Here is a 25,686-nt window from a genome sequence, read left to right on the forward strand (position 1 = left end):
TTCATATAGTTTAAGATACTATCAATTTATTCACATTCTTCTTAATCAACTAATCTCTCTATTCTTACTAATATGGACAATCCAACTGAAAATGTTGCAATTCCAACCACTATAGCAGTAAGCATTAAGACGTGAGGTATAGGATTGGTATATAAGTGAAAATTTGAAGTCAATATAGGAGGTAAAGAATTTTTTACATACCCTAAAGATATGTAAAACAACAAAACAGATGATTGTAAGACACTTAATCCCATCATTTTTTTGATTAAGTTTTTATCATTTACAATGATATAGAAACCTAGCACCATTAATATAGTAATGCCTACATAATTATATAGAGTCATTGTTTTTTCTTGCGAGCAAAATTTATATATATGATTAACATGGAAGAAGAGACGGTAAGCAATACACCCAGCTCCACTAAGAAAATACCCAATTTTTGACCTGTTCTACTATCAGCTGACAATATACTATAGGATAAAAAATTTTGGCCAAATAAAACTGTTATAATACCAGCTCCTCCATAGGTTAAAATACCTAGTACGTTAGTAAATTTGATAATAGAGTAAGGTATTGCTTTTAAAGTTGTAGGTATATCAAATAACATAGAATATAATATTATTCCAGAAGCAATAATTATTCCCGCCTGAAAACCTCCACCTGGAGTATAGTCACCATGAAACTGTATGTATAAACCAAAAAAAATGATAAAAGGTATCATCAAAAATGTTACTGCACTTAATACCGGATCTTTAATCACTTTCTTTCTCTTCTAATATTAACATTATACAAAGTGCAGCAGTAAAAACTACTATAGTTTCTCCAAATGTGTCATAGCCACGAAAGCTTGCTAAAACAGCTGTCACTATATTAGGAATACCAATAGCTTTTTCAGTATTTTCTACATAATAAGGAGCAACGTGCAAGTGAACTGGAGCATTATGACTGCCAAAATCTGGTAATTGAATCATAAAGTATGATAAACATGCAGTCAAAAATAACATAAAAAAAAGTGTTGTGGGGCTATGAGATAAATTTGCTTTGTAATTCTTTACCAAAGAGAGTGCTGCAAACGTAAAGACTGTGCTCAATCCTGCACCAACAGAAGCTTCAGTAATTGCAACATCTGGCGCATTCATAATCAAGTACATAAGTGCAATAAGTGCACTAAATACACACATTAGAACAGCACTTACAACCAAATGTTTCGAAAGAACTATAAAAACTGTAACCGTGAGTAACAGCAAAAGTAATATTAGATTCAGTATTTCTAGCATCTTAACCTTCTTTAATAGTCTTTACTTTTATAATAAGTACGCGCTAAAATATAACTGTTAGTTGAATTGGCTATCCATATTATAAAAATCAATAATATAACTTTAATAGTATTGATTGAAAATTCATTTTGCCAAGCAAAACCAATCAACAACAACATTGCGCCACTAGAATCTGCAATACCTGCAGCATGTAGTCTAGTATAGAAATCAGGAAATACTACTACTCCTACGCTTGAAATGACTATTAAACAAACACCTAAAAATATGAGAATGGATGCTACCATAAATTATCAAAACAACATTAATCTCATTAGCGCTATAGTTGATATAAAGCTGATGCTAGCATATAGTAATGCTATATCAATTAAAAAAAAATCATTCAGAACAATCGATATTGCTGTTATGAGTAAAACTAATTGTGTTGATAAATTATTGAATGCTAAAATCTTATTGTAAACGTCACTTGACCTAAATACTATACAACATAACATTACACTCATACAGAACAAAAGCACATAGATAGCAATACTAATCATTTATAAACTATTATAACCTCTGTAGATTTCTAAATCGGTACTTCTTCACCACTATCTTGATCATCTATTTCATCATCGTGGCTTTCTTGACTTACATCCAGACTTGTGTTAAGTTGATGATCAGAAAAATTTAACAAATTTGCTAGCTTACTTGGACTATTAATATAAGTATTATCTGTTTTTCCTTTCATGTGCTCCTTGCACCTTTTCACCAAAAGGTTAAACAACTCATGAGTATTCACCTTCTTTTCTGCTATTTCATATAAAGAAACTATCGTATCCTTATGATCTTTAAACTTAACCATTTCAACGGGATCGCTTGCCCCTGTACTCAAATCATGCGTTCTTTGACTTGCTAGCAGAACCAATTTAAAACGGTTGTGTACCTGTTCTACACACTTTTCTACAATAGACTCAACCATAAAATACCACCTTGATAAGCTTTATACTATATCACAAAAAATAAGATGTCAACTTCAGATCTATTGAGATCCAATTCTACATTCTACTTTTTCTTCTTTAGCTTTTACTGATTGATTTTCTGTTATTGTAATTGTTATTTCATGATCAAGCTTTTTCAAAAAACCTAACAGTCTCTCTAAAGAAAAACCACTTATCTTACCACTTTTAATTTGTGACACCTTTGGTTGATCAATACCAAGTTTCTCAGCCGCACAAGCTTGAGTCCAAGTATTTTTTCCTATAATTTTACTTATTATGCTCAGCAATTTTTTTTTTATTGCTTCACTATCCAGATTGTTTAATGATATTGTTTCCATAATTTTTACTCTCACATACCAACTAGCTTTATTAAATATTATATCATAATATTTAATATACCAATATATTAATAGTATATAACTTGTCAATAACTATCTGATACTCAAAATTTTAAATTGACTATAATTTTTATCAAAATACTAGTAATTTCAAACTATTATTTTGTAAAAAACTTACTATTAAAGAGAATAAGTTGAAATTGCAAAGTTTAAAATACAGAAATAATCATTTTACAAACTCGTTTTAGAGACTGTACATGATCTCAAGAAAGGAATAAACCGGAGATAGAGTATGTAAATTATGAAAACAGAGCAAGATGAGTAGGAGAAAAACTGAGTAGAGTTCTGTAGAAAGAAACAAAATCAAGAAGATTTAGGATATATTTTACATAGTGTTACAGGTCCTAAAAAGTGGCTTCAGTGAATCAACAATGTTTTCAAAATGGCAAGATTATTTTAATAAATGAAGTAAAAAACATAGCGGAAGTAAAGAAAGTGTTTTGAAATATATATAAAAAAGTAATTGCAAAGAAACAAATAAAAGGATGTAACTGTAGAAATCTTTGCCGTATTGTCAAAAGGTAAGTCTCTAATACTCTTATAGAAAAGTGTAGACAATTGTGATAAGCAAAATTCAATACTAGCTTACAAATCGTCTTCTTGCTTCCACCGCTTTGCTTCTAAAAAGATTATGAATAGACCCTTATATCCGAAATTTATACCTCTATATTTTAATATAGGGATTCATTTCAATTTTTAAAGTTTCTATTTAATAAGAATGCTATATCATATTCGTAATTTAATTTAAATATCTGTTGCTTCTGAAATACTATTTGGTTAGTAAATAAAATCATGTCTAATACAGAAAAAATGAAAAAGGATGTTGCTGTAATTATGGGAAGCGAGTCGGATTATGGCACTATGGTGCATGCTATTAACCTATTAAAAGAATTGGGAATTTCACATGATGTATTTATAATATCCGCACACAGAACACCAGAGAGACTCTTTAATTTTACTAAGTCTGCTCAAGAAAAAGGCTTTAAGGTTATTATAGCTGGTGCGGGAGGAGCGGCTCATTTACCTGGTATGACTGCATCGCTTACTTATTTACCTGTTATCGGTATTCCTGTGCATAGCAAGCAATTAAATGGGCTAGATAGTCTATTATCTATAGTGCAGATGCCAAAAGGTGTTCCAGTTGCAACAATGTCTATAGGAGAGAGTGGAGCATGCAATGCCGCTATTACCGCTGCATCTATATTGTCGATTTCTAATAGTGAAATTGCAGATAGATTAAAAAAATGGAGAGAGGGGCAAACTAAAGCAGTAAAAGAAAAACCAACATTATAATGGCAATAGTTCTTTTAGATACAAAAACCATAAATCGTATAGCAGCAGGAGAGGTAATAGAAAGGCCTGCAAGTGTGGTAAAGGAATTAGTGGAAAATGCAATAGATGCCAGAAGCTCAGAGATAGAAATTAAGATAGAAAGTGGTGGGCGTAACCTCATTACTGTAATCGATGATGGTAGCGGAGTAAAAAAGGATGATTTAGAACTTGCGTTTATGCGCCATGCTACTTCAAAATTGAGTGACAGTGAATTGATAGAGATCAAGCATCTTGGCTTTAGAGGAGAAGCTTTGCCTTCAATTGCAGCAGTAAGCAGAATAAAATTATCATCTAAGGCAAGCAAAGCAGATCAAGCATGGTCTATAAGGTATGAGGGGGGAGAAAAAATAGGAGAGCTTATTCCTTATCCTTTATCGATAGGAACATATATTGAAGTACGAGATTTATTTTTTGCCACACCAAATAGACTAAAATTTCTCAAAACCGAAAGGGCAGAAACACAAAGCATTGTTGATATTGTAAACAACTTAGCAATGATCAATTATGGAATTGAGTTTACTCTTATCTCCGATAATAAGAAGCTTCTTAAGTATGCTAAGCAGAACTCATTATTTAGCAGGCTATGCGAAGTAGAAGAAGAATTTCATGAAAACTCTTTGCAAATTAGTGAAGAAGAAGATGGCATTAGACTTACAGGATACATCTGTAAACCTACTGTCAATCGTAGCAATTCAACTCAGATCTATACATTTGTTAATGGTAGACCAATTAAAGATAATCTACTTATTGGTGCAATTCGTTATGCGTATCACGACCTTATTCCAAGCAATAGATATCCTTTTGCAGCGCTGCACTTAGAGATACCGTATGATCAAGTTGATGTAAATGTGCATCCAAATAAATCAGAGGTAAGGTTTCAGAACAAGAGGCTAATATATGAAATAGTGAGAAGAGGGCTAATAAAAGTGCTATCAAAGAGAATAGATCTTGCAGAAACTGTATTGGCTCAGAATGGAACAAAAACGAATCATCTATCATCAGATCCTTTTAGTAGGTCTAGTCTTAAAAATGAATTTTATGGAAGAAGGTCGGATCCTTTTGAAAACCAGTTAATGAGAAAATTTACTTCTCCAAATATAGAGACAAAAAGCTTATCAGAACATTCAAAATCGTTTGATTATACTGGTATGCAAAAATCTCCTCCACGAGCAGAAACTACAATTTTGGAAAGGAAACAAACCGATCTAATAAGGGACTATCCACTTGGGTTTGCACACTGTCAAATCTACAATACTTATATTATTGCCGAGGTAAGAGACAAACTAATTATAGTAGATCAGCATGCAGCCCATGAAAGACTAGTATACGAGTGCTTAAAGGAGAAATCAAGTATAAAAAGACAAAAACTTCTTTTGCCTGAAATGGTTGAAATCAAAAGTCAAGCCGGTATGGAAATGATAGAAGTTTATAAGGATAAGCTTTTCGAAATGGGCTTTGATATCGAAATTAAATCAGAAAATGCGATCATAGTAAAAGAAATACCTGCAATCTTAGGGTCAATAGATGTGAAGAAAATGCTAATTGATATAGTGGATAGATTAATAGAAATAGAAGATACTCTACCTATAGAGGATAAAATAAATAAAATACTAGCTACAATTGCTTGTCATGGATCAATTAGAGCAGGTAGAAAGATGAAATTAGAGGAGATGAATGAGTTGTTGAGGCAAATAGAAAAAACACCATATTCTGGACAATGCAATCACGGAAGACCAACCTATATAGAAATGAAATTAAGCGATATTGAAAAGTTATTTGAGCGAAGGTAAGAAATTGTCACAAATGTGTATAGATTATACAACCCTAGTTTCGTCATCTCAAAACTCAGATACACAATTGTTCGAACATTGCAATTTGCAGGTAATTTGTATAGTAGATAATGTCATTCTATTACTTGACGATGATTTATTATGCAGCTACTTGATTAAAATTAAGTTTCCTAAATCCCAGGCATTGTCTTTTATGTTAATAATTAATATACAACTAAAGATACTTATCAAAAACGACAATAAAGAATTCAAAAAAAGCCAGAAATTCTGTAGAATTGACCATATAATATAGAGAAAAAGGAAGTGTATGATCACATCCTTCACTCCGATCATTAATCTGCAAACAAAATAGTTTTGCATTTTTTGATAAGATTAAGTAATATCAGCGTATTAGTTATACAATTAATAATTTTTATGGATGAGCGTAATCCTTGGAATCTTGGAAAGAAACCGTCAGGTTCAAGTAATGAAGATATTTTAAGTAAAGCTGTGTCTGATATAAGATGCTTTTTTAATGGCTTAACCAGAAATAGAGGGAAAAAACCTTATTTCATCATTTTTATTGTTTTGTTGTTTTATTTTTGTACTGGTTTCTATATTGTCCATCCGAGTGAGGAAGGTATAGAACTTACTTTTGGCAAATATTCCAATACAGAAACATCTGGTTTGCGTTATCACTTTCCCTACCCTATTGGTAAGGTTTTTAAAGTGAATGTTAAAGAAGTAAATCGTGAAGAAATTGGGATAAGCAGCTCTTATGGGCGAGATACAGATCGTGGTGAAGGAGTGATGCTTACCGGAGATGAGAATATAGTCAACGTTAACTTTGAGGTCCAGTGGCGAGTTAGAGATGCCAAAGATTATTTATTCAAAGTGCGGGATTATAAACCTGGTTTCAGCGTTAAAAATGCTGCTGAAAGTGCCATGAGAGAAATAATAGGTAAAAATACGATCTCTTTTGCACTCGAAGGTCAAGGTAGGGCTGAAATCTCCAGAGATACTAGAATTTTATTGCAACAGATTCTTGATGGATATCAAATGGGTATAGAAATTTTATCTGTTCAAATGAAAAAAATTGACCCACCAGAAAAAGTGATTAGCTCATTTAGGGATGTACAAAGTGCTCGTGCAGATAAGGAGCGTACTATAAACGAAGCATATGCTTACAGTAATGATATTATACCTCGTGCAAAAGGTGAAGCAATAAAGATAAAATTAGATGCAGAAGCATATGAGAACGAAATAATAAATGAAGCGAAAGGTAATGCAAATCGCTTTTTATCTCTTTATGAAGAATATAGACAAAATCCTTCTCTTGTTAAGAATCGTATTTATCTTGAAACTATGGAAAATATTTTTAGCAAGGTAGATAAATTTGTTATAACAGACGATCTGAAAGGTATGTTCTCTTATTTACCTCTTACAAATCTAGGAAAATAGTCATGAGTAGTAATATTAAAATTGTTTTTGCTTTTGTATTTGTTGCATTATTGATTGCATTATCTAATTCAATCTTTGTTGTTCAAGAAACAAAACAAGCAATAGTTATACAACTCGGTAAAGTCGTAAAAGATGTTAGGGACAGTGGTTTATATTTTAAATTGCCATTTATAAATAACGTAGAATTTCTTGATAAGAGAATTTTAGATCTAAGTCCTGATAAAACTCCAAGGGAAGTGATAACTGCAGATCAAAAGCGTATTATAGTAGATGCTTATGCAAAATATAAAATAATAGATCCTATCACTTTTTATCAGACTGTGAAAAATGAATCAGGGCTAGTTAGAAGATTATATCCTGTCATAGAAGCTCACATAAGGGAGAATATAGGAAGATTTTCATTAATTAGTTTATTGAATGAAAAGAGATCAGAAGTTATGCAATTAATTCAACGTGGAGTTTATTCTGAAGCTGGAAAATTTGGCATAGAGATAATAGATGTAAGAATTAAGAGAGCAGATCTACCAGAAGAAAATAGTTCTGCAATATTCCGCCGCATGCAAACTGAAAGAGAAAAGGAAGCAAAAGAAATTAGAGCAGAAGGAGAACAAGCTGGACAAGAAATTAGATCAAAAGCTGATAAATTAAAAAGGGGAATTGTCTCTAGTGCAGTAAAAGAATCACATGAAATAAGAGGCCGTGGTTATGCTGAAGCAACTAGAATCTATAATGAGGCATTCAAGGTTGATGAAGAGTTTTTTAACTTTTATCGCTCTATGAAAGCTTACAGTAAATCATTTGCTGAGGGTAATACTAAATTTGTGCTTTCACCAAATAATAATTTCTTAGATATTTTGAACAAGGGATGGAAATAGTTTATGAAAAGTAAAGCATTTATTTTATCTATATTTGCATATTTTTTAATTTCATTTGCTTCATATGCTAATCTGTTTGCAAAAACAGTTGCAGATCCTGTATGTAGTTGTAATAAAGGGCTTGCTGATATAGTGGAAGAACTTATTCCCGCAGTTGTAAATATTTCAAGTGAGCAAATAGTTAAGCAAGAAAATAACAGTAGAACTAAAATCCCTTTTACGCCAAGAAATAATTTCTTTGATGACTTTAGAGAATTTTTCGAGCATTTTGATCAATTTTTCGATAGAGCTCCTAGCATTAATAGAGAAGTGACGTTACTTGGGTCTGGATTTATTATAGATAAAAGTGGAACCATAGTAACCAACTATCACGTTATTAAAAATGCCCAAGATATTACAGTTACTATGAACGATAATACTTATTTCAAAGCAGAAGTTTTAGGCTATGATGCAAAAACTGATCTTGCTGTGCTTAAGATTAATTCTGATAAAGATCTTCCTTTTGTTGAATTTGGTAATTCTGATAAAGCAAGAGTTGGTGATACAGTTATTGCAATAGGCAACCCTTTTGGTTTAGGTGGCTCTGTAAGTACAGGAATTGTGTCTGCAAGATCTAGAGACATTAGTATTGGTACTATGAATGAATTTATTCAAACTGATGCTGCAATTAATAGAGGTAACTCAGGGGGACCACTATTTCATCTAAATGGAAAAGTTATAGGCATTAATACTGCTATTTATTCCCCATCTGAGTCTGGCGGTAACGTGGGTATAGGCTTTGCTATACCATCTAATCTAGCTATTTCAATTATTGACACATTAAAAAGTGGTAAAAAAATAAAACATGGTTGGCTTGGCGTGCAAGTTCAGCCTATAACAAAAGAATTTGCTGAATCCTTGAGTTTAAAAGATATCAAAGGTGCATTAGTTGCAAGCGTAGTAAAGGGCAGTCCTGCAGAGAAAGGAGGAATCAAAGTAGGTGATATACTATTAGAGTTTGACGGCAAAAAAATTGATAGAATGACGCAATTACCTCATATGGTTTCACGAACTGAGCCCGGAAAGAAAGTACAGGTTAAGTTACTTAGAAAAGGTAAAGAAGTCAATATCAAGGTTGCAATCGAGGAATCTACAAATGATGATTCAGGTAATAATCAAGAAGAAAATAAATCAACATCTAGTTATATAAGTGGTTTAACCGTTTCAAATTTGCCAAAAGAACTAAAAAACAATGCACCCACAAAGGGTGTAGTAGTTACTAGTGTAGATAGTAGTAGTAATTCTACACTACGTGTTATTAAGAAAGGTGATATAATTATTCAACTAGATGGAATCGATATTGAAAATACTAATGATTTTCAAAAACAAATTGATTCAGCAGTAAAAAAAGACGGCAAAGATTCAGTAATGCTGCTTATTTACCGCAACGGCAATCAATTTTTCACCTCAATCAAATTGAAGAAGTAGCTATTTTTCTAGCTGGTCATGAAAAAATTGCTTGACAAATTTAACTAGCTTCTTTATCCTGAGGGTAAGGGTGTTTCTGTAGATTAATAAAATTTGTCCCTATACTGAAAACCTTTCCAACGAGGTTATGGAAGAACTAGATTTCAGTATCAAGCACTGGAACGATATCATCCATAAGATGAAAGAGCTGGAGTGGTAAGAAGTTCGATAATACAAAGCATTTTTATGCTCAGTTGTAAAAAAACAACTTTCTTTCACAAGTTAATTTATAACTAAATTAGTGTAAAATATAATTATATTTACTGATCATCAGTATTAATCAATAATTAATACCCATAAATTAATTATATCTAATCGCAAAGGGAGGTGGAGATGCGTTTTAAACTAGAAAAGGAAGATATTCCACAAAAAGATTGTAATAATAGAACTGGTCGTAGGATACCTGCACAAATAAGATTAAATAACAAAACAACATTTAGCCTGCCTAGTGTATCTTACATTATCATCGACAACAATATTGGCCTGAGTTTTCAAATTTGGGATGGCTTTGTTGCATAGCACTGATAGGCATGTAAATCACAGTGAATTTACGCAGCTAATTTAAATTCAGCCATACCTATATCAGTAAATTTGTTCAATAAGTAGCACTTAATTAACAGCTCTTTTTCACGATTTACCTCTGATTTATTTTTCAAGCCAAACCCAAATATTTGCTTCAACCTATAGAAAAAGACTTCAATATAAGACCGTGCTCCATACTTAACTTTTTTCTTCCATTCATTAATACCATCTTCATAATTCTCATATGACCTAATTCTACTAATATACTTGTTTCTTTCTGATAAGTAGTCAGCTAAACAAATTTTAGTATCCTTCCTAGGGCGAATAATAGGCACAATATTGTATTTTCTGCATTCTTTATACACACTTTTTATATCATAAGCCGCATCTGCTCGAATAGAACAAATGTTATATTTATCACTGACTTCTTCTAACATATCGCAGACCGGCAAATAGTCTACAGCAACACCACTAGTGTAGTTCATGCTTATTGCTTTCTTATCATTTATGTTTAAAACAACATGTAATTTTCTTACTTGACCATAACCACTGTATTTTCTTTTTCGAATATTAAGCTTACTATGCCCACCGTTATTATTGTAGATACTAACTCTAGTGCTATCTACGGCAATTTCAACATTTTCCAGATCATCTTTATTGCTTCTATGGTCATCAATCTTCAAATTAAGCTTTTTAAATCTTCTGGAAGCTTGTGTATAGCTGATAATCTTAAGTTTTTTGCCTATTTGTACCATATAACCTTTTACAAAACCTACAGCTTGTCTCAAGCCAATTCTAAAAAGATGAACTATTATGTGTATTAAAATTACAACTTTATCACTATAAGTGTTATTGCCACCTGCAACTTTTGGACTATTTTCATACCAATTTTCTATGGCTTGATTAACAAAATGAAAAACATTTCCTCTTTTTTTGAGAAACTCGTTATATTCTCTTTGGTTACTTACTCTCATTTTTTGTGGCATAAGTTGTACTTGTTTGAAAAATGCCTATTTTACAACAAAATTCGTTAGTAGCCATATATTAAAAAGCTTTTCTTCTTACAATAACCTCAACCAACACTAGCTATGCAACAAAGCCATTTGGGATTTGAAGCATGACGTGGCAAGTATACTAAACAACTTATCTGAATGGCCACAATTAAAGCTAGAAAGGGTAGGAAATGATTACAAATTCGCTTTAGTTACTACCTCTGATCAACCTTATTATTATTACTATGATGGCAAAGATACTATGATAGATACTATTTATCATATGCCTTATGGTTACACAAATGGTTTACATGTTAACACATATAATCATGAAAGCTGTAGTACTTATTATGAACTGCTAGAAAACAGGAAGGTTTTAATAGATCCAAAAGACATAATTAGTAGCGAAAATGTTAGTCTTATTTTGGAAGATCTTAAAAGTTCACCTGATAGAAGACTCAAAATAAAAATAGGAGACTATTTGTTTAAAGAATCAAGAAATATATACAAATTATATAGGAGCGCTCAGGTATATAATCAGGTATATAATTTAACTGGTGGAAAAGTTGGCATATTGAATAATATCCTTTCAGCATTTACTCGTATAAGCAATACATTCCAGTTATTCCCTTTTCATGAAATGGAGAGCTTGAAAGCACAAGATACCTATTTCGCAGTAAAAAAGTTAGGCAATAGTTATGTTGGTTGCATATCGTATGAAAATAGCACATGCAAAAATTTTTATAATTTTAACCCTAATTCTTTTGGGTATGAGCACGACAATAGACCAGGTCCATATCCTTATTATTATAACTTAGAAAATTTTGATAACTTTTTGGAGGTTGATGTGAATATTCAAGAACATATAAATTTAGAAACAGAAATTGAACTTTTAAAACGCAGAATAGACAGATTAGAACGTACTGGTGTACAAGGTCCTAAAGGTGAGCCAGGTGAAAGGGGACAAAAAGGTGATAGAGGCTTCGATGGAGCGCCTGGTCCTCAAGGTAACAAGGGGGATACTGGATCGTCAGGTGCGCATGGATCAAAAGGTGATCAAGGACCTAAAGGAGAAAAAGGGAATCAAGGCACTAATGGAATAACTCCAAGTATTAGTCAAGTTGTTACCGAATTTTCTTCTAACAGAGCCCATCTATATCCTTTAGCAGCAGCTATAATGGAAGAAGATCAGAGTAATTCCATGGGATTTTCAGAAAGAATAGCACATCTTTTTGGTGAGCGTGTAAAGCGAGAAGATTCTTTAAAAGCGTTAGTTAAAGGCGTACAAGGTCCTCCAGGCCAAAAGGGCGAACCAGGTCGTAACGGTCAACGGGGGTTAAAGGGCGAACAAGGTCCCAAAGGTAATAAGGGTGACCGAGGTTTTCCTGGTCCAGAAGGTTCTAAAGGAAATACTGGCTCAAAAGGTGAGAAGGGAGATGCCTCAAGTGCTATAGAAATTGCAACTGAATTAGTTACCAGTAAAAAAGCTGAGCTAGGAGAAGCAGTTCTTAACGCAAATGGTATCAAAGGTGAAAATCTTGCAACTCAGATTGCCGGTAAAATTAATCTTAATTCGCAGGAACTTGTGAATAAAATTGATGTAGCAAAACTTACTGAAGGAGTAGTAAGTAAACTTTCTTTAGAGGAAGCAAAAAACATTATAAAAGATACTGTGAGTAAGATAACAAGCGATGCCACAAAGAAAAATAATCCCGATCCTATAGCCTTCCAAAAATATGAAAAATTTGCAGAAAAGCTTGCTAAACTACTTGTTGATAGAAGCAGTATGAGCGAGATAGAAGCTCACAATCTTATAAAAGGTAAGGTGAGCGATTGGGCACTTGCTAAGTATCTTCTGCTTCATAGTGATTTAAATAATCAGCCAAAGGCTCTAGAAATCGTGAAGCAAGAAATAGACAAGGAAAAATTAGTTGAGTATTTGCTTGAGTATGCCAAATTAAAAGGCGATGTGAATGCAGCAAAAACAATAGTTGAAAATATTGTTCATCAGTTCTTTGACACTCAAAAAGTAGGTGAATTAGGAAGAGCAGTACTAGAAGCAAAAGATGATCAAGATAAAAAAGTGCTGGTAAATGATCCAGTCTTACGTGAAGGAATAGCAGAAGAATTGAGACAAAATCCAGGAAAGATAAAAGGTCCCAAAGGAGATACTGGTTCTAAAGGTGATAAAGGAGATACCGGAACAGATGGATTGCCAGGTGCACAAGGTCCTAAGGGAGAGCCAGGCATAAAAGGTGAGCCAGGCATAAAAGGTGAGCCAGGTATAAATGGAACAAAGGGGATATTGGTCCTAAAGGATTAGACGGAGCCATGGGAATAAAAGGTGATATGGGTGAGAAAGGAAAGATAGGTTCTAAAGGTGACAAAGGAGATACTGGGTCTAAAGGTGATAAAGGTAGAGATGCAAGTCCTGAAGAAGTTGCACAAAAATTAATTAATAATGGCACTATTGCTAATCAGGTGCTTGAATATCGTGACCAAGGCGGAGATTTAGTATTAGAGAAGCAAGTTGCAGGAAGAATTATTAGTAATCAAGATATTCAAACAGGAATAGCCATTGCATTAGCTGATAACAGAATGGAAGAGCTAGCAGATGTGTTACTAAGTGATTCTAATCATACATTAGTAGAAAACCTTGCAAATAATACCGAGCTAACACAAAGCATTGCAGAAGAACTAAGGAAAAATCCAGGAGAAGTCCAAGGTCCAAAGGGAGAAAAAGGAGATATAGGTCCTAAAGGATTAGACGGAGCCATGGGAATAAAAGGTGATATGGGTGAGAAAGGAGAGATAGGTTCCAAAGGTGACAAAGGAAAACCAGGCACGAATGGGTTGCAAGGTCCAGAAGGTCCTAAGGGAGAGCCAGGTATGAGGGGCTTCAATGGTACACAAGGTCTTACAGGCAACAAGGGTGAGCCCGGTATAGAAGGATTAAAAGGAGATATAGGACCTCAAGGTATAAAAGGTGAGCCAGGTATAAATGGAACAAAGGGAGATATTGGTCCTAAAGGATTAGACGGAGCCATGGGAATAAAAGGTGATATGGGTGAGAAAGGAGAACCAGGTGCAAATGGATTGCAAGGTCCAGAAGGTCCTAAGGGAGAGCCAGGTCTGAGGGGCTTCAATGGTACGCAAGGTCTTACAGGTAACAAGGGTGAGCCGGGTATAGAAGGATTAAAAGGAGATATAGGACCTCAAGGTATAAAAGGTGAGCCAGGTATAAATGGAACAAAGGGAGATATAGGTCCTAAAGGATTAGACGGAGCCATGGGAATAAAAGGTGATATGGGTGAGAAAGGAGAACCAGGTGCAAATGGATTGCAAGGTCCAGAAGGTCCTAAGGGAGAGCCAGGTCTGAGGGGCTTCAATGGTACACAAGGTCTTACAGGTAACAAGGGTGAGCCGGGTATAGAAGGATTAAAAGGAGATATAGGACCTCAAGGTATAAAAGGTGAGCCAGGTATAAATGGAACAAAGGGAGATATAGGTCCTAAAGGATTAGACGGAGCCATGGGAATAAAAGGTGATATGGGTGAGAAAGGAGAGATAGGTTCTAAAGGTGACAAAGGAGAACCAGGTGCGAATGGGTTGCAAGGTCCAGAAGGTCCTAAAGGATCAGATGGGTTGCCAGGTTCAAAAGGAGAGCCAGGTATGAGGGGCTTCAATGGTACACAAGGTCTTACAGGCAACAAGGGTGAGCCCGGTATAGACGGATTAAAAGGAGATATTGGTCCTCAAGGCATAAAAGGTGAGCCAGGTATAGATGGAATAGGTGCTACATTAGCTGATCAGTTTTTACGTGAGATAAGAAAAGCAAAAAATGAAACTCTGGATGCTAAAAAAGCAGCAGAGGCAGCTAAAAATGCTTCAGAAGGTTTTGCAAACAAAGTCGAAGAACTGCACAATAAAACAGCTATTTTTACAAAAAATGCTAAAAGTTTTAACACTCAAGCTTTGCGATCGCAAAGAGACACAGAGGCGCTCTATCGTCAAACAAAAGATATATTTTGTAGAACAAGTCCAGCAGATCAAATTTGTGGTGCACGTAGAAGAAGGAGGGAAATTAAAAAATCATCAGTGACAAGCGGAGCAAGCAGACCAACTTCATTTATATCTCAAGTAATAAATTTCTTTTACCCTGCGGTAGGACAGGATGAATATAAAGTAAAAAATGAAATACAGGAAGTAGCAAAAATAATAAATGCAGCAGATATTGTAATACAATTTGAAGAAGTATTAGGAGCAACAGCTGTGAAATGTGGCATTTCAAAGAGAAGTCTAAATTTTGATCCAATGGAACTGCAGTCAACCATTATCAATAAGTCATTACTTAATGATGAAAATCATAACGAGTTGTTGAAGTTCTTGTGTGTAACTGCGAAAAAATCATTCCCTAATTACAAACAAACCGGTAAATGTTTGGCTATTTTTAAAGATCATATGGAAAAAAGATTAAATGAGCAGCAAAGAGCTTTCGTTAATACTGAAAAAATAGTGGCAGATAATGAGCAGCCAAGGAGTTTTATGAGTTATGTTGCTCCTCCTAGTAGCCTCAGTGCCATTAATCAGCAAGTTGTCGGTTATTTAAGGTAATATCATGGAAAAACATATATTTAAAATAGACGATAAAAATCCGCTTTATAAAAAATTGATTAAACTTCCCACTGTATATTACATAGTAAAGGAAAATGGTAATGTTAATACTGTTTCTTCACATATTGGTATAGTTGAAGTAGGGAATATTAATGATTTAAAGTTAAAGGAGCAGGGTGATGAGATAGTTTTATTTACAAACAACTCACCTCTGAAATTAAATGGCACGGACTTTATTATAGAACAAAAAGCTATCATAGGCGAGAATCAAGAGAATATTATAAAACAGCTTAAATTAGGAGAAGAAGCGTTAATTTCACGTAAGTACATAAAAGACAGTAATAATTTTGTTATTGAACTCATAATGAGTAATGATGATGGAAATAATTTTATTGGAATGCTCAATTTTATCAATTTTAACGATGAAAATGACCCAGTACTACAAAAAATTCAAGAAGAAAAAGGTGGACTTTATTTTACAATAGAAGGTGATTATATCTATATATCAGATGAAGAAGGAAAATGTCTTCCAGTATGTGAAGATGGTAGTTGCTATAAGTAGCAATACACAAAAAATGAACATGATATATTAGAAATTAGTGAGATATCAACAATAATAAAAAACTTAACTAAAACTGAGCAATGCAGTGCACCAGCTAAAGCAGGGCAGGATTTTACTTTGCAAAAGGGAAAAGAATTATCGGATAATATCTATCAAGCAGATATCATGTTAAACGGTAAGCTTGTAGCTACTTTACCAAAAATAGGTTACTGCATGCTTGATGACCAATTGGTCATACATAATCACGTTACAGAAGAAGAGATAAAAATTCCTAGAAACTTTCATTATCTTAAAGTCGTTAAGTCTAGTAATAATGATGATTATAAATTAACATTTTGTAATTTCCTAGGTAATGAGTTTTTTGAACATAAAAAGTATGATTCTCAATACTCAAATGTTCCAGATGAATACCAGTATACAAGTTTAAACTATATGAAAAAGGGATATAAGCCAAATTTCTGCAAGTTACTTAACGATAAACCATCTTTTTTTATTGCAAAAGGAACTACTAATCAAGATTCTTCAGGCCACTGCCCAGCTGATGTATTTGAATTAGCAAAACGTGAGAAAATGGCTACATTAATTGATCAATTTGGCTTTTTCAATAAAGAGGGTAAGTTTCAATATTGTGATTACCATACAAAAGCAGATTACGATGTTTATGATTCTTATAAAATTAATAAAGAGTACAAAACAACAGATGAATTTCTCTTCAATGATGACATAGTTCTTTATACTATTCCAGAGCTATCTTAACCACGCACAAAGTATATTATAATTGTTTCAATAATTGTTTTTAAAATTGAATCGAGTAGACTTTCAAGCAGTGTAAAAATGTATTTTTTTAGTTTAGATTCGCTACCATTTTGCCGCTCGTTAGTAACGCAGTGGTTTTGTAATAGAACACAAGCTGCAAAAACTTAAGGAAAAAATGGGTCAGTGCTTGACACTGGCATCTAGTTCTTTCTATCAAAAATGCTGTAAAGTGTTCACCAATTTAGTTGGATACCAGTACTGGTATGATATTATGAAGACCTAGCAGTTTATGACGGTGTCATTCCAGCGCGTGGCGCTGGAATCTAGTTCTTATTACCTGAGTCTTCTGGGTCCCAGTACTCGTATGACAAGAAAAGGGAGTATTGGTTTCAGCATTAGCCATGCATCTGGATCCCAGTATCAAGTACTGGGATGACAAGAGAAAGAGGACACTGGGATGAAATTATGAAGGCCGGGATAAACACTATGAGGACTGGAATGACATTATGAAGGCCTAGCAGTTTATGACGGTGTCATTCCAGTGTGGAATACAGCTTTTTTGTAACTTCATTGAAAATATCGTATAGCTATTTGTTCACAATTAATTCTTCTGGATCCCAGTACTCGGATGATAAGAAAAGAAACACTGGTTTCAATATTTGCATGCATCTGAACAGATACAGATGGCTAAAATATTGAAGAAAGCATACGCGTCAAGTTAAGAGCAACTACCTTCTTTGACTTGTCAAGAAAGGTCTTTTTTCCCCAGATTCTATTATCACATGCTGAAATGACATCTCTTGCTTCTTCATGTGATTATGCAAAAAGCCCTTTGAATTTTTGCAGCTTGAAAAATCTTTATAAAATTTACTTTCTTTAAATGCTTTAATCTTCTCTTCATTATTTAATGAGCCATATTTAGAAAAATATTCATCTGTAATGTGAATATATAAACTAATCAACTCAGGAAAAGTGTAATCAGTTTTGTTGGAAGACTTTAAACACGTAATTGGCAATTTATGTATATCTTTATCAGCTTTTTTAGAATCAATACATTTATCATTCTTTCTTAATGTTGTATGCTGCTTGAAAAATTCTTCATATTCCTCAAATCCTTCAAATACTTCTTTTTTTTGGTAATCTTTTCTTCTACCGCTTTGATCTATTTTTTCTATTTCTGTTGCAAGTTGCGCTGGCTGTTTTATCGTTTTATCTCCCTCTCGATTAAAGTACATTGTATAAGGAGTAATTGAATTTACGATTTTATATGTCTTCCAGTGGCAGCCAAAAATCTTCAGTACCAATCTGATTATCGGAGCAAGAAAAATTTTTAACTTTGCCATAAAACCAAAGTAATAAAGAGACGCTTGTTTAAGTGAACTAGCGGCATTGCTAACGATACATCTTAAATGTATATCCTTACCCTTAAAATTTTTATGAACCTCTGCAGCCACATGTCCACCTAGGCAGTCTCCAAACAATATGATATCATCTGGCTTTATACCTTTTTCCAATAAGTTAGTTACAACTGCTATACCAGATTTAACTCTATTGCTACGTATCAATGAACTGTTTTTACTTAAACCAAGTCCAGGATAATTAAAAAGATGTACATTGCTCTGTGGCCCAATTCCAATTTTGGGAATAATCTTTACCAGGGCTTAACGCTCTATTTCCACCAATAAAGTATATCAGATGTTTTTCACCTCGATTATTGTTTTGATTTTTACCAAGAAGCGTAATTGTCTCTATTTTTATCCCGTTTTGAGTTTTTATAAATTCTCTCTCAGTTTGCTCTCTTGTTTCTTTCATATTTTAACTCTCACTATAATTATACAAAAAAATCTTAAAAAATCAACAAAATCTCAATTTTATGAACAATATAAACTTTTTAAAATTCATTGAATTATGCTTTCAAACGGTAGTACCGGGGTGTGAGTATAATGATTATCAATATATAAAAGTCATAGCGGATAGGCTTGAAGCGGCAAGTTCAGGTGAAGTGAAAAGAATAATATTCAATATGCCTCCGCGTTCAATGAAGTCTATTTGTGTAAGTGTTGCATGGCCCGCATGGATACTCGGAAATCAGCCAACTGCAAGAATAATAGTTGCAAGTTATTCTCGGCTCCTCAGCGAAAAGCACTCACTCGATACCAGGTGCATAATGCAATCTGATTGGTATAGAGAGCTATTTCCGAAAGTAGAATTATGCAAAGATCAAAACACTAAATATAAATTTCAAACAGTGCAAAGAGGATGTAGGATTGCAACATCAGTTGGGGGAACATTAACCGGTGAAGGTGGAGATTTCATTATCGTGGATGATCCACTAAGTCCCGCACAAGCTTTGAGCGAAACATTTAGAAAGCGTGCTGCAAACTGGTTTGATCAGGCTTTAGTAACCAGGCTCAACGACAGAAAAAAAGGAGTTATCGTTCTTGTGATGCACAGACTCCATTTAGAAGATTTAACTGGTCACCTCCTCTGTAAACCAAGAAACATATGGCATCATGTCTGTTTACCAATAATAGCTGAAGATAAGGAGATTATTTATTCAGTTAATAATCATATTCCAGAGCATGAACAGGAAATATACTCAAGAAAAGAAGGTCAATTGTTGTATTCCCTAACTGAAGGAAAAGAAGAAATTGAGATGATAAAAGCTGAACTTGGGAGTTATGGTTTTGCTGCTCAATACCAACAAAACCCTCTACCACTTTCAAGTGCTATAATTAAACGAGAGTGGTTGAAGCGCTATAAAAATTTTCCTGATAGCCTCTTGCATGTAACACAAAGTTGGGATACTGCAATTTCAACAAACAATACAAGTGACTTTAGTGTCTGCACTACCTGGACAAAAGTAGATAATACATTCTATTTACTCGATGTATATCGCGCAAAACTTGAATATCCAAAACTTAAAGAGAAAGTTCTGTCGCTGGCTGCAAGGTGGAAGCCACACGCAATTTTAATCGAAGCAAAAGCAAGCGGTCAGCAATTGGTTCAGGAGCTCAGGAAAAACAGTGATTTACCTATTATTCAAATAGTACCACATGATGACAAATTAACTCGATTTCACCGAATTGTCCCAATTATAGAATCTGAGCGGGTTTTTCTCCCTAACCAAGCAGTATGGCTTAGCGACTTTGAGTATGAGATTTTAATGTTTCCAGAAATCCGTCACGACGATCAAGTAGACAGTACCGTGCAATATCTTCAGTGGGTGAGAAATAATATTGCTAGAGTGGTAGCGATACGTTCATTGTAGCTTGAAAAGGTTCCTCGGAATTGTGTATAATTTTTTTAACTGAGTTTTATCCATTTTCTGAATGATATTTTAGGGTTTATTGAAATAAATACTACGCAAAAATTCTATCTCTGGGTGCTTAGATGAATATCTTTATATTAGACGAAAATCCTGTAACTGCAGCACAAATGTTATGCGATAAGCACATAGTAAAAATGCCGCTAGAAACTGCTCAATTGCTTAGCAGTGTTTTTTCAATAGCATTAAAAGAGCCAAATCCTTTAGTCAGCATTACAAACCAGAATATAGAAGTTCCATATAAACTTACTCACAAAAACCATCCTTGTTCTTTATGGGCTAGACAATCAAAAGGAAACTTTGATTGGTTAATAAAACATGGAAAAGAATTGTGTATAGAATATAGCTTGCGATACAAAAGAACGCATAAATCCGAAGAAGTTATAGATTGGTGCGATAATAACAAGGATTTGCTAATATTTCGATCAGCTGATATACAAGCTTTTACACAAGCGTTACCTGATCGATATAAATGTAATAACCCAATAGAAGCATATAGAGAATATTACCTAAAAGAAAAGATGAGATTTGCTAAGTGGGAAAAAGGTAGAGAAGCACCAGATTGGTTGCTAGACAAAATGCTATAGGTTATAAAATTATCCAAACCGATCATAAAAAAGGTAGAATTGAAGTTGCAAAAGCAATGCTGGCTGATAATGTTGATGTTTATCAAGTTTATTGATCTTTCTATTTGTGAGATTAAAGAATTCAGTAAACTGTTATTCCCAGTATATGGTAGGCTACTTGCACTATAGAGTGTCATGTACACATCTGTACTAACAAGCAGAGGTAAATCTAAGTCAGTTTAGATATAACATTTACTTTAAAAAACTTTATTTTACGCTGATATTCTAGCGCTTTTCTGTGGTATTTTGTTGGGGTATAATTTGCAAAACTATCTTCCTTATAGGTTAAAAAATTACACTGCTTTATATGTAACTCTATCCACTCTGCATAATCCTGATGATCAGTTGCAATAAATATTTCACCTGTGACAAGTATTTTTTTTGCTAATAAATTTAAAAATTCCGTATTAATTAACCGTCTTTTGTTGTGACTTCTTTTTGGCCATGGATCTGGAAAGAGAATAAAGAATTTTTCAACACTGTTGTCAGGAAAATTGGCAATTAATTCTCTTGCATCTTCTGTCCATATTAAAATATTTTTTATGCTGTGTGCTTCTATGCTTTTTAGCAAGGAAGAGACCCCCTTTAAATAAGGCTCACATCCTATAAATAATAGATCAGATTCATTGAATGCCTGATGGAGCATATTTTCACCATTACCGAAACCTATTTCTACTCGTATTCTTTTTTGTAAGTCTACGATCTTTTTTATAGATTCCTTGCTGTTTTTAATAGAATACTTCTCCAAAACATTCAACTTCAACCTAGATCTTCTGGAAAATGACCTAATCCAATTATTATTCCTAGATAACATATCTTACATAACTTAATCTTTTATAGCTTAAACAATTCTCGAAATGAATTAATGAGAATTTACTTGTCACTAATTATTAATATTATATAATATATGAGTTCTAATGAAGTTAAAATTAAAAGGTATGGAAAGTACAGTTGCTATCAAGAGGCTATCATCAAATAGGTTCATAGAAGAGATATTTCAAGATCAATTTGATAATCAAGACAATGACTTTTGTGAAGATTCTTTTGCTAACAAAATCAAAGAAGGAGATGTGGTAGAAGGTATAATCACAAGAAGAAATTCTAATGATATTGTGGTTGATGTTGGTTTAAAGTCAGACGGAAGAATTCTGATTAAGGAGCTCAGTTGTAATGATGATATCACTGTTGGCTCGAAAATTAGAGTTTATGTTGAAAGAATTGAAGATTACCATGGTAATGTTGTTCTTAGTCGTGAGAAAGCAATCAGAGACGAAAAATGGAATAAATTGGAAGAAAGCGCAATTACAAAAGATGAAGTAACAGGAATCATTAAACGCTCAATTAAATGCGGTTTTATTGTTGATCTTGGTGATGGAATAAGTGCGTTTTTACCTCTGAGTCATGTGGATTTGAAGCAAATAAAAGATGCTAATCACCTTATTGAAACTGAACAAAAATTCATCGTTCTTAAAATGGATAAGAAGCAGGGGAATATTGTAGTATCAAGAAAGCTGGTATTAGAGAAGTTGCATGCTGGTGAAAAAATTAAGTTTTTAGAATCTTTAAATGAAGGTGATGTAGTAGAAGGCAAAATAAAAAGCATCACTCACTACGGTGCATTTGTTGGCATTCATGAATCAGATACAGTGGGAGTTATAGATGGACTGCTACATATTACAGATATCTCTTGGAGTAATGTAAGTCATCCATCTGCAATTTTTTCTTGTGGTCAGCATATAAAAACTAAAATTATAAAAATAGATAGAGAAAATGGAAAAATCTCCCTGGGTGTAAAACAATTAGGAGACAATCCTTGGCAAGATCTAGAGTCAAAATGCCCAATTAACAGCGTACACAAAGGATGCGTAACGGGTATAAAAGATTGTGGATTCATTGTTGAGATTAAACCTGGGATTGCGGGTTTGGTACACTCATCAGAAATAACTTGGAGCAAGAGTAATTTACCAATTAGTAGTTTTGTAACAATAGGACAAGAAGTGGATGTAAAAATTCTCGGTATTGACATTATTAAAAATAAGATGAGTTTAAGCACAAAAAGGTGCGTAGAGAATCCTTGGCAAGTATTTATTGATAAATATCCTCTTGGTTCTATTGTTTCTGGTAAAGTTAAAAGCAACAATGGTTCACAAATATCTGTGACTTTTGATAATTCTGAGATATCTGAGGACGTAGAAGGAACAATTTATATGCAAAATCTAAGTTGGTCGAAAAACAATTCAGATGAGATAAAAAAGTATAATGTAGGTGATGAAATAGAAGCAAAAGTGATAAGGGCTAACGTAGATCGGACAAGAATTTATCTTGGAGTAAAACAAATAGAGTATGATCCTCTTGAAGAACTGATAGAGAAAGTTAAAGTAGGGGATAAAATTCAGGTTACTGTAAGTAAGAGAGAGGAAAATGGTCTAATCGTTGAAATTGAGAACAATGTAACCCTTTTAGTAGATCAAGAGCATTTACCAGAAAATAAAAAGTTTTCTATATCAGAAAAAATACAAGTTGAAGTAGTAGGTGTTGAAAAATATAATATAATATTATCTGCCAAATAACTTCTTGTGCTTCATATAAATGGCAACGAAATCTGATATAATAGCAAAAGTGGCAAAAAAAAACCTTTTGTTAGATAAGGTTATTATAGCAGCCATAGTTGATAGTTTTTTTCGAGTGTTTTCAAACACGTTAAAATATCATAATAGAGTTGAAATCAGGGGGTTTGGTTCTTTTTCAATTAGAAGCTATAACTTGAAAGAAGCAAGTAATTTGACGTCACAGAAGGTTGCAAAACATCAATACTTTAAAACTTATTTTCGTAGCAGTAAAAAGTTATCCCTCTTGATAAATGAATGAAAATCTATATTGTAAATTTGAAAGTTGTACAATATAGCATCATATGCAAGTAGTAGAAATAGTTATACATAATAACACATATAAAATATCTTGCGAAAGTAAAAAGAAGGACCATTTATTACAACTTGCTAATAGCTTCAACAAGCTAGTTAGCTCCATATCTCAAAGAACTGGAGGTAAGGGCTCAGATGCATTAAATTTCTTACTTGCAGCATTGACTCTCGAAGACAAAATTTTAGAATTAACAAAGCGATTAGACGAAATAAATCAAGAATGCAAAAAGTATAAGGAGGAAAAAAGAGTAGAATATGCTGAAGTATTAGATAGGGTAAACAAGATTATTGGGTGCATAAGTGATTAAAGGAAGCAATCAAATCGACTACCTCACTACTCAAATCAGGGGGGAGAAGTCTCTTACGAGTTATGTAACAATATAATTCGCAATCATCAAGATCAACTATTTTTTCGTATTCAATTAGTTCACTTAAGGAAAATTTATCAAGATATTTCAATGCAAAATGCCCTAAAAGTATATCAGTTTCTTTACAACCCCTATGCCAACTCCTATACATCAGTTTTCTTCTTAATAAGGAGATATCTATCATTGTCATTAAACTTTTTTTTAATTTAAAGACTAAACTAAATACTTGTCAAGCAAGGCGCATTTTAATATACTCAACGTTTGATTAAGATTTAAAACATAGGTGGAATTAATTTCTCATCAACTTAGCGCTGGAATATATTATTTTTTATCGTTTTCTTTAATAATTTCTATCATAGTATTCGTGCATGAATGTGGGCATTATATTGTCGCTAAAGCATGCAAGGTTAAAGTTGAATCTTTTTCTATAGGCTTTGGTCCTGAAATTTTTGGTTTTAACGACAAGTCTGGAACTAGATGGAAATTAAGTGCCTTTCCATTGGGTGGTTACGTTAAAATGTTAGGGGATACTAATGCAGCAAGCGTTCCTGTTGATCAACAAAAATTAACTGAAGAAGAAAAATTATACTCATTCCATACAAAACCTCGATATCAAAAAGCAGCAATAGTTTTTGCAGGGCCTTTTGCAAACATGATATTTACCGTTATAGCCTTCACAATATTTTTCAGCGTGGCAGGTTATTATCGTACTCCACCAGTAATTGGTAATGTAATTGAAGAAAGTGCAGCAAAGCAAGCTGGCCTATTACCAGGTGACACTATTACACAGATCAATGAGTACAAAATAAAATACTTTGAAGATATTTCACGCGTGATAATGTCCAACCCTGAAACAAGAATAGAAATTAAGTATAGCAGAAATAACGAAGAGTACAGAACTATTCTAACTCCGTTTACAGTTGAGGATAGAGATGTCTTTGGTAACATAATAGAAAGAAAAACTATAGGAATTACCTCAATTAATATGATAGGGTTAAAACAGTCATCTTTTCTTGGAGCTGCTAGCCTATCAGTGAATGAAACCTACCACACTATGTGTTTAACAATCAAAGCACTCTTTCAAATTGTTGTTGGTAAAAGGAGTATAAATGAAATAGGTGGGCCAATAAAAATTGCAAAATATTCAGGGCAATCAGCTAAAAAGGGACTTATTATGGTTCTATATTTTATGGCAATTATTTCAGCGAATTTAGCTGCAATTAACTTGCTGCCAATACCACTACTAGATGGTGGGCATTTATTTCATTATATTATAGAAGCAGTTATACGTAGAGATTTGAGTTTGAAATATCAAAAATATGCAGCCACTTTTGGTGCTACCATACTGTTTTTGTTGATGGCAGTTGCAATCACAAATGATATTAGGCATCTTTTTTAAGAT

The 25,686-nt window shown here is 33.4% G+C and carries 26 protein-coding genes and 1 pseudogene; 15 read left to right on the plus strand and 12 right to left on the minus strand.

Features of this window, described 5'->3' with window-relative positions; genetic code table 11:
• Positions 1 to 41: 41 nt before the first annotated feature.
• The 7 genes from AAGE00_RS06730 to AAGE00_RS06760 are packed head-to-tail and all read right to left on the minus strand — an operon-like array spanning position 42 to position 2,592.
• Complete coding sequence (locus tag AAGE00_RS06730) at positions 42 to 344, minus strand: cation:proton antiporter subunit C (RefSeq protein WP_012481982.1); 303 nt, start codon at positions 342 to 344, stop codon at positions 42 to 44.
• A complete protein-coding gene (locus AAGE00_RS06735; RefSeq protein ID WP_007302439.1) occupies positions 341 to 760 on the minus strand; it encodes a Na(+)/H(+) antiporter subunit B in 420 nt (139 codons plus the stop codon). The genes AAGE00_RS06730 and AAGE00_RS06735 overlap by 4 nt, the downstream gene beginning before the upstream one ends.
• A complete protein-coding gene (locus AAGE00_RS06740; protein WP_213863894.1) occupies positions 753 to 1,277 on the minus strand; it encodes a DUF4040 domain-containing protein in 525 nt (174 codons plus the stop codon). Before AAGE00_RS06740 ends, AAGE00_RS06735 begins: the two co-directional genes overlap by 8 nt.
• A gap of 11 nt (positions 1,278 to 1,288) precedes the next feature.
• Positions 1,289 to 1,561, minus strand: coding sequence for a monovalent cation/H(+) antiporter subunit G (mnhG, locus tag AAGE00_RS06745; RefSeq protein WP_012481981.1), 273 nt, complete (start codon positions 1,559 to 1,561; stop codon positions 1,289 to 1,291).
• Between the two features lie 6 nt (positions 1,562 to 1,567).
• Positions 1,568 to 1,813 carry a monovalent cation/H+ antiporter complex subunit F gene (locus AAGE00_RS06750; protein WP_012481980.1) on the minus strand — a complete coding sequence of 82 codons (246 nt, stop codon included), beginning with the start codon at positions 1,811 to 1,813 and terminating at the stop codon, positions 1,568 to 1,570.
• Between the two features lie 29 nt (positions 1,814 to 1,842).
• Complete coding sequence (gene rpoZ, locus AAGE00_RS06755; protein WP_213863893.1) at positions 1,843 to 2,235, minus strand: DNA-directed RNA polymerase subunit omega; 393 nt, start codon at positions 2,233 to 2,235, stop codon at positions 1,843 to 1,845.
• 60 nt (positions 2,236 to 2,295) lie between these two features.
• Complete coding sequence (locus AAGE00_RS06760; protein WP_007302434.1) at positions 2,296 to 2,592, minus strand: helix-turn-helix domain-containing protein; 297 nt, start codon at positions 2,590 to 2,592, stop codon at positions 2,296 to 2,298.
• Between the two features lie 852 nt (positions 2,593 to 3,444).
• Here AAGE00_RS06760 and purE point away from each other — a divergent pair.
• The 6 genes from purE to AAGE00_RS06790 all read left to right on the plus strand — a co-directional run bounded on the left by purE (position 3,445) and on the right by AAGE00_RS06790 (position 10,114).
• Positions 3,445 to 3,945, plus strand: coding sequence for a 5-(carboxyamino)imidazole ribonucleotide mutase (gene purE, locus AAGE00_RS06765; protein ID WP_213863892.1), 501 nt, complete (start codon positions 3,445 to 3,447; stop codon positions 3,943 to 3,945).
• Positions 3,945 to 5,774, plus strand: coding sequence for a DNA mismatch repair endonuclease MutL (gene mutL / locus AAGE00_RS06770; protein ID WP_213863891.1), 1,830 nt, complete (start codon positions 3,945 to 3,947; stop codon positions 5,772 to 5,774). Before purE ends, mutL begins: the two co-directional genes overlap by 1 nt.
• Before the next feature lie 414 nt (positions 5,775 to 6,188).
• A complete protein-coding gene (gene hflK, locus AAGE00_RS06775) occupies positions 6,189 to 7,214 on the plus strand; it encodes an FtsH protease activity modulator HflK (protein WP_019236880.1) in 1,026 nt (341 codons plus the stop codon).
• A gap of 2 nt (positions 7,215 to 7,216) precedes the next feature.
• Positions 7,217 to 8,089, plus strand: coding sequence for a protease modulator HflC (gene hflC, locus AAGE00_RS06780; RefSeq protein ID WP_007302430.1), 873 nt, complete (start codon positions 7,217 to 7,219; stop codon positions 8,087 to 8,089).
• Positions 8,090 to 8,092: 3 nt separating this feature from the next.
• Complete coding sequence (locus AAGE00_RS06785) at positions 8,093 to 9,556, plus strand: DegQ family serine endoprotease (RefSeq protein WP_213863890.1); 1,464 nt, start codon at positions 8,093 to 8,095, stop codon at positions 9,554 to 9,556.
• Positions 9,557 to 9,928: 372 nt separating this feature from the next.
• On the plus strand, positions 9,929 to 10,114 hold the full coding sequence (locus tag AAGE00_RS06790; protein WP_341815228.1) for a hypothetical protein: 186 nt from the start codon (positions 9,929 to 9,931) through the stop codon (positions 10,112 to 10,114).
• A gap of 29 nt (positions 10,115 to 10,143) precedes the next feature.
• On the opposite strand, the gene AAGE00_RS06795 is transcribed toward AAGE00_RS06790, so the two are convergent.
• Positions 10,144 to 11,103 (minus strand): IS5 family transposase, encoded by a 960-nt coding sequence (locus AAGE00_RS06795; RefSeq protein WP_341815149.1) that lies wholly within the window; start codon positions 11,101 to 11,103, stop codon positions 10,144 to 10,146.
• A 115-nt stretch (positions 11,104 to 11,218) separates the two neighbouring features.
• On the opposite strand from AAGE00_RS06795, the pseudogene AAGE00_RS07995 reads away from it, so the two are divergent.
• The 3 genes and pseudogenes from AAGE00_RS07995 to AAGE00_RS06815 all read left to right on the plus strand — a co-directional run.
• Positions 11,219 to 15,723: pseudogene (locus tag AAGE00_RS07995) on the plus strand (hypothetical protein); the annotation flags it as partial.
• A gap of 4 nt (positions 15,724 to 15,727) precedes the next feature.
• Complete coding sequence (locus AAGE00_RS06810) at positions 15,728 to 16,285, plus strand: hypothetical protein (protein ID WP_341815231.1); 558 nt, start codon at positions 15,728 to 15,730, stop codon at positions 16,283 to 16,285.
• 117 nt (positions 16,286 to 16,402) lie between these two features.
• Positions 16,403 to 17,041, plus strand: coding sequence for a hypothetical protein (locus tag AAGE00_RS06815; protein WP_341815232.1), 639 nt, complete (start codon positions 16,403 to 16,405; stop codon positions 17,039 to 17,041).
• Positions 17,042 to 17,769: 728 nt separating this feature from the next.
• Here AAGE00_RS06815 and AAGE00_RS06820 read toward each other — a convergent pair.
• Together AAGE00_RS06820 and AAGE00_RS06825 are read right to left on the minus strand one after the other, a co-directional pair.
• Complete coding sequence (locus AAGE00_RS06820; protein ID WP_149168772.1) at positions 17,770 to 18,606, minus strand: alpha/beta hydrolase; 837 nt, start codon at positions 18,604 to 18,606, stop codon at positions 17,770 to 17,772.
• Between the two features lie 34 nt (positions 18,607 to 18,640).
• Positions 18,641 to 18,853, minus strand: a complete 213-nt coding sequence (locus AAGE00_RS06825) for a hypothetical protein (protein WP_007302423.1) — start codon at positions 18,851 to 18,853, stop codon at positions 18,641 to 18,643.
• A gap of 61 nt (positions 18,854 to 18,914) precedes the next feature.
• Here AAGE00_RS06825 and terL point away from each other — a divergent pair, with 61 nt between their 5' ends.
• Entirely contained in the window at positions 18,915 to 20,312 is a 1,398-nt protein-coding gene (gene terL / locus AAGE00_RS06830; RefSeq protein WP_012481978.1) for a phage terminase large subunit, read from the plus strand.
• Positions 20,313 to 20,434: 122 nt separating this feature from the next.
• Positions 20,435 to 20,956: a pyrimidine dimer DNA glycosylase/endonuclease V gene (locus tag AAGE00_RS06835; RefSeq protein ID WP_007302421.1), complete on the plus strand. Its 522-nt coding sequence runs from the start codon at positions 20,435 to 20,437 to the stop codon at positions 20,954 to 20,956.
• Between the two features lie 208 nt (positions 20,957 to 21,164).
• Here the strand turns inward: AAGE00_RS06835 and trmB are convergent, their stop codons facing one another.
• On the minus strand, positions 21,165 to 21,809 hold the full coding sequence (gene trmB, locus AAGE00_RS06840) for a tRNA (guanosine(46)-N7)-methyltransferase TrmB (RefSeq protein WP_007302420.1): 645 nt from the start codon (positions 21,807 to 21,809) through the stop codon (positions 21,165 to 21,167).
• 103 nt (positions 21,810 to 21,912) lie between these two features.
• Here trmB and AAGE00_RS06845 point away from each other — a divergent pair, with 103 nt between their 5' ends.
• Genes AAGE00_RS06845 through AAGE00_RS06855 form a run of 3 tightly spaced genes read left to right on the plus strand, consistent with a single transcriptional unit; the run spans position 21,913 to position 24,224 of the window.
• Positions 21,913 to 23,565, plus strand: a complete 1,653-nt coding sequence (locus tag AAGE00_RS06845; protein WP_052264995.1) for a 30S ribosomal protein S1 — start codon at positions 21,913 to 21,915, stop codon at positions 23,563 to 23,565.
• Between the two features lie 19 nt (positions 23,566 to 23,584).
• A complete protein-coding gene (locus tag AAGE00_RS06850) occupies positions 23,585 to 23,863 on the plus strand; it encodes an HU family DNA-binding protein (protein ID WP_007302418.1) in 279 nt (92 codons plus the stop codon).
• A 43-nt stretch (positions 23,864 to 23,906) separates the two neighbouring features.
• Positions 23,907 to 24,224, plus strand: coding sequence for a cell division protein ZapA (locus tag AAGE00_RS06855; protein ID WP_007302417.1), 318 nt, complete (start codon positions 23,907 to 23,909; stop codon positions 24,222 to 24,224).
• Here the strand turns inward: AAGE00_RS06855 and AAGE00_RS06860 are convergent.
• Complete coding sequence (locus AAGE00_RS06860; protein WP_019236875.1) at positions 24,202 to 24,468, minus strand: succinate dehydrogenase assembly factor 2; 267 nt, start codon at positions 24,466 to 24,468, stop codon at positions 24,202 to 24,204. The two genes, AAGE00_RS06855 and AAGE00_RS06860, sit on opposite strands and share 23 nt — an antisense overlap.
• A gap of 99 nt (positions 24,469 to 24,567) precedes the next feature.
• Here AAGE00_RS06860 and rseP point away from each other — a divergent pair, with 99 nt between their 5' ends.
• Entirely contained in the window at positions 24,568 to 25,683 is a 1,116-nt protein-coding gene (gene rseP, locus AAGE00_RS06865) for an RIP metalloprotease RseP (RefSeq protein WP_007302416.1), read from the plus strand.
• The last annotated feature ends 3 nt before the right edge of the window (positions 25,684 to 25,686 follow it).

This window comes from Wolbachia endosymbiont (group B) of Aricia artaxerxes, assembly GCF_964026975.1.
Lineage (GTDB): Bacteria > Pseudomonadota > Alphaproteobacteria > Rickettsiales > Anaplasmataceae > Wolbachia.